The following is a 3,972-nucleotide window of genomic DNA, read 5'->3' as shown; positions in this document are numbered from 1 at the left end:
GCATTCATAGCATCTTGTTTTTGACTTTGACTCATATCCTCATTAAAAACAACACTTTGCATGTTCCAACTCATAACAAGGAAAACAAGTAAACCTACAGCAATAACTAGCATAGCATCAACAAGATTACCTACACCAGCCATTGGATCTTCTTCTTCATGTTTACGTCGTCTACGACTAGTCTCACGAACCATAAAAAAATCACTTTCCATAGGATTTTAAATGATTCAACTTATCTAAGACAACATCAGCTAAAGCATCAAGATTAGATAAATACTCCTCATACCAATGACTTCTAACCTTAGAGACAAAGTAAGCAATCGCACCAGCACCAATACCAACAACAGTAGTATCAAAAGCTACAATAATAGCTTGAGATAAAGTATTCACATCACCTGTTCCTAAAGCTGCAAGACCAGGACCCATAGGGATTAAAGTACCCATCAAACCAAGAGTAGGACCAATACGAGTAATAATATCAGTTTTCTCTAAAGACTTCGCAGTCCTATCCTCCTCATTTTCAATAAACTTACGAGCCAAAGCAACACGAGAATCCTTAGTCAAAGAACTAGAAGAAGCAATCTTATCCAAAACCCTTCTTTGAGATTTAGGAATATTACTAGAAGCAATAACTTCTTTCATACTCTCTACACTATCTGATTCTGTTATATTATAAATTAGTTCACGCATAGTTTTCATAGAAACTTTCTTACGTGAAGTATACTCAGATATGAGACCTCCTAATATTATAATTGAAATAATCGCAAATAATAATAAAAATACAATAACTGGAATCTGTAAACTTTGAGAAATAACATCTAAAGCAGATGTTAAAAAGCTACTTCCAGGAATGCTTGAAACCATTTAATTTTCACCTTTAAAATTTTTTTTAAATATAAATTTTTAATTTTTAAATTTTTTTTTTTAATCTAATAAGCTAGATTTTTTTGTCATAGAATATCCAATTACTATTAAAACTAGTGCTAAGACTATGAACATGAACAATGAATTAAAAGATTGGATGTTAATTCCACTAAACTGTTTACTTAGTGCAGTTGCTATGTTTGGTAAAACTATAGCAGATAATAGGAAGTAAACCCCAAGGAATAATTCAAAATTACCTAAGATTATAGGGTAAGGTTTTTTAATAAACTTAACAATTGTATTAGAAGCAAAATATGAAATTAATATAGTTGCAACTAATGCAACTGCAACATATTCACTTAAAATAAATACACCAATACTTACAGTAGGAGCAAGTAATAATATAGTTGCAATTATAACTCCAAAACAACATGGACAAGGAGCAATAACAACCATACAAGTAGCCGTACTAGTATTCTTATTATGCACCTTATACTCACGAATAGTTAAAACACCTGCCACAATCATAATAGCGGCCATTATAATAAAAAATCCAGAATTATAAGTATAAATCAAATTAGTTAACTGACTAGTATAATAAGACGCCACCTTAGACAATATTAAAACCCCAGCACCATAACCAATACATACTCCAGCAAGATACTTCTTAGAAATATTAGACAAACCAGAAGCCAAACCTACCTTAATACCAAAAACCAAAACAGCAGATAATATTCCCACTTGCATTAAAATACTTAAAATTTCCATTAAATATCATTTCTCCAAAAAAAAATATTATTACTTTTTCCTATGAGATAAAAATACACCAACACCTAAACCAATAATAAGACCTAAAACCAAACCTACAACTAAAGGTAGGGCTAAATTAACATTATCATTATTAGATTTATTATCATCAGTAGTATCAACTAACATCATTGCATTAAGTAAATCCTCATCATTATCAGATGAAATAAAAACTCGATCCTTTAATTCAGGATATTTACTTATAATAGAACGTGCTTCATCTTGATAAGCTATAACAACAATTCTTTTATCTGTATTATTTACACTATGCAATAGTATATGCTCAACTTCACTTGAGGAAGTGAATTTATACACACTAATATTAATATTATTAGAATCAGCTAAATTTTTAGCATTAACACCATTATTATTATCAGCAATCACCATATGATTATCAGTTACATCAACACCATGAGCTGTAACATTAGAAACACTTAATATACATACTAATGTAAATATAATTAAAATTTTTTTGAAATTCATTCTACCTTAAAACCTCCACTAAACTTTATCTAATTCTAAAATCCCAGGCTTAACTTTCCTTAAAAAAGAAATTATAATAACATTCATAAGACCTTCTAAAATTCCAACAAGAATATAAAATGGAATAAGGCTTGTTATTAAAATTTCAAAATTACCAGAACCTGAAATCAGAATTATAAACATTTGACAAACACTAGCTAAACTAATACTAGCTAAACTTGCTAAAAACACTGCAAACTTATCATTTAAATCTTTAAATATTAAATAAAAAATACTCACTATAAATGGGATAATAATACCCATAACTAATACATTAGCACCAAGAGATACAATTCCACCCATACCTAAAAATAATGCTTGAACTAAAAGTGCTATAAATGTAATTATAATACCACTATAAGGACCCATAATTAACACAGCTAAAGGTATTAAAAAGAAATGTACTGGAATACCAAAAGGTGTAGGGATACTAATACCTGAACATATTGTCACTGCAGCTGAAAAAAAAGCTAAAAGTATTAGTCTGTGAGTATAATCTTTACTAGCTCTAAATTTATAGAGAAAAATACCAATAAAAATTATACAAATAATCCAATAAATAATAGATTGATCTAAAGGTATTATACCATCAGGTAAATGCATAAAAAATTAAACCTCCCTAATAATTAAACATTTTAATCATAATAAAAATTTATATAAAATTACAACACCAATAAAACCAACAATAAAGACAATACTTAATAATATAATATTATTTAATGAAAAAATAGAATCAGACCCATTATTTCCATTACTATTATTTACAGATTGATTATCACTAGTATTAGCTGTAAGATTTGTATTATTTGAATAATCACTTGATTCAACTTGGCTTGTAGAACTTGAAGGGTTAGAACCTGAACTACTAGAACTTGTAGAATCACTAGAACCTAGACTACTTGAAGATGAACCACTGGAAATTGAAGCATGAGAACTACCAGAACTTACAGATGCATGAGAACTACTACTGCCTGATGATGCATGATTAACACCTGAATTACTTGAAGAGCCACTTGAAACTTCTTCAACATATTCACTACCATGACCTGGATGAGCTGATACAAAACTCAGACTTATACATAAACTTAAAATTAAAATAATAAATAATAATGATAATTTATTCAAATTCTTTATAAAAAACATCTCCCCATATTTTATTTTATTGATAAAAAAAAATTTTTAATAATTATAAAAAAAGTAAAAAAAAATTTATAAGTGAAAAAAATAATTATTAATTCACTTATAAAATTTTTAAAAATATTTATTCATTTTTTCGGGTTTTAATAAAACCAAAACCTGCAAATGCTCCAATAATTAAAACTAAAATAATTGCATAAATTAAATTATTAGAATTAATACCTGAACTAGATGAAGCTTGTTGGTTAATCTCATAAGCTGCACCTTTAGCATCAGAACTAGATGAACTAGAAGAACTTACACTATTAGATCCAATATTATTAGAAGAACCAAGATTGGAATTAGAAGCACTAGTAGAACCTAGAGAGTTAGAAGCACTTGAACCATGGTTGGATTGGATTGAATTAGAAGAGGAACTAGAAGATCCACCATTATCAACAATCACAGTACCATTATTTTGATTATCATTCTTTTTCATAGAATCTAATAAGTCTTGTTTACTCATATTTGGAAGACTTTTAAGATAAGAAATTGCATTAGTATCTTTACCTCCTCCAGATTTAATGAAATTGAATTGTTCTTGGGTTATATAACGAGTTTCAGAACCTAAGATACTATTTCCTTCTTTAATATTTGGATTAG

Annotated in this window: 6 protein-coding genes and 1 pseudogene; all 7 read right to left on the bottom strand. The window is 28.3% G+C overall.

Annotation, left to right across the window (positions count from 1 at the left end; genetic code table 11):
• A partial coding sequence (locus BP769_RS06435; RefSeq protein ID WP_413862312.1) for a DUF2149 domain-containing protein occupies nt 1-194 on the bottom strand: 194 nt, incomplete at its 3' end.
• Nucleotides 195-201: 7 nt separating this feature from the next.
• Entirely contained in the window at nt 202-864 is a 663-nt protein-coding gene (locus tag BP769_RS06430; protein ID WP_413828805.1) for a MotA/TolQ/ExbB proton channel family protein, read from the bottom strand.
• Nucleotides 865-924: 60 nt separating this feature from the next.
• Nucleotides 925-1,632: a DUF2162 domain-containing protein gene (locus BP769_RS06425; protein ID WP_413828807.1), complete on the bottom strand. Its 708-nt coding sequence runs from the start codon at nt 1,630-1,632 to the stop codon at nt 925-927.
• A 30-nt stretch (nt 1,633-1,662) separates the two neighbouring features.
• Nucleotides 1,663-2,154: a hypothetical protein gene (locus BP769_RS06420; RefSeq protein WP_413828809.1), complete on the bottom strand. Its 492-nt coding sequence runs from the start codon at nt 2,152-2,154 to the stop codon at nt 1,663-1,665.
• Nucleotides 2,155-2,172: 18 nt separating this feature from the next.
• Nucleotides 2,173-2,796 carry an energy-coupling factor ABC transporter permease gene (locus BP769_RS06415; protein ID WP_413828811.1) on the bottom strand — a complete coding sequence of 208 codons (624 nt, stop codon included), beginning with the start codon at nt 2,794-2,796 and terminating at the stop codon, nt 2,173-2,175.
• 36 nt (nt 2,797-2,832) lie between these two features.
• Nucleotides 2,833-3,336, bottom strand: coding sequence for a hypothetical protein (locus BP769_RS06410; RefSeq protein WP_413828813.1), 504 nt, complete (start codon nt 3,334-3,336; stop codon nt 2,833-2,835).
• 118 nt (nt 3,337-3,454) lie between these two features.
• Nucleotides 3,455-3,972, bottom strand: a pseudogene (locus BP769_RS06405) (hypothetical protein); the annotation flags it as partial.

This window comes from Methanobrevibacter sp. UBA417 (assembly GCF_002508845.1).
GTDB lineage: Archaea > Methanobacteriota > Methanobacteria > Methanobacteriales > Methanobacteriaceae > Methanobrevibacter_A > Methanobrevibacter_A acididurans.
This window is presented reverse-complemented; position numbering and strand designations above follow the sequence as displayed.

Excerpts from the sequence above, each read along its gene's own strand:
- BP769_RS06430 (WP_413828805.1), bottom strand. The coding sequence starts at position 864 with ATGGTTTCAAGCATTCCTGGAAGTAGCTTTTTAACATCTGCTTTAGAT.
- BP769_RS06425 (WP_413828807.1), bottom strand. The coding sequence starts at position 1,632 with ATGGAAATTTTAAGTATTTTAATGCAAGTGGGAATATTATCTGCTGTT.
- BP769_RS06420 (WP_413828809.1), bottom strand. The coding sequence starts at position 2,154 with ATGAATTTCAAAAAAATTTTAATTATATTTACATTAGTATGTATATTA.
- BP769_RS06415 (WP_413828811.1), bottom strand. The coding sequence starts at position 2,796 with ATGCATTTACCTGATGGTATAATACCTTTAGATCAATCTATTATTTAT.
- BP769_RS06410 (WP_413828813.1), bottom strand. The coding sequence starts at position 3,336 with ATGTTTTTTATAAAGAATTTGAATAAATTATCATTATTATTTATTATT.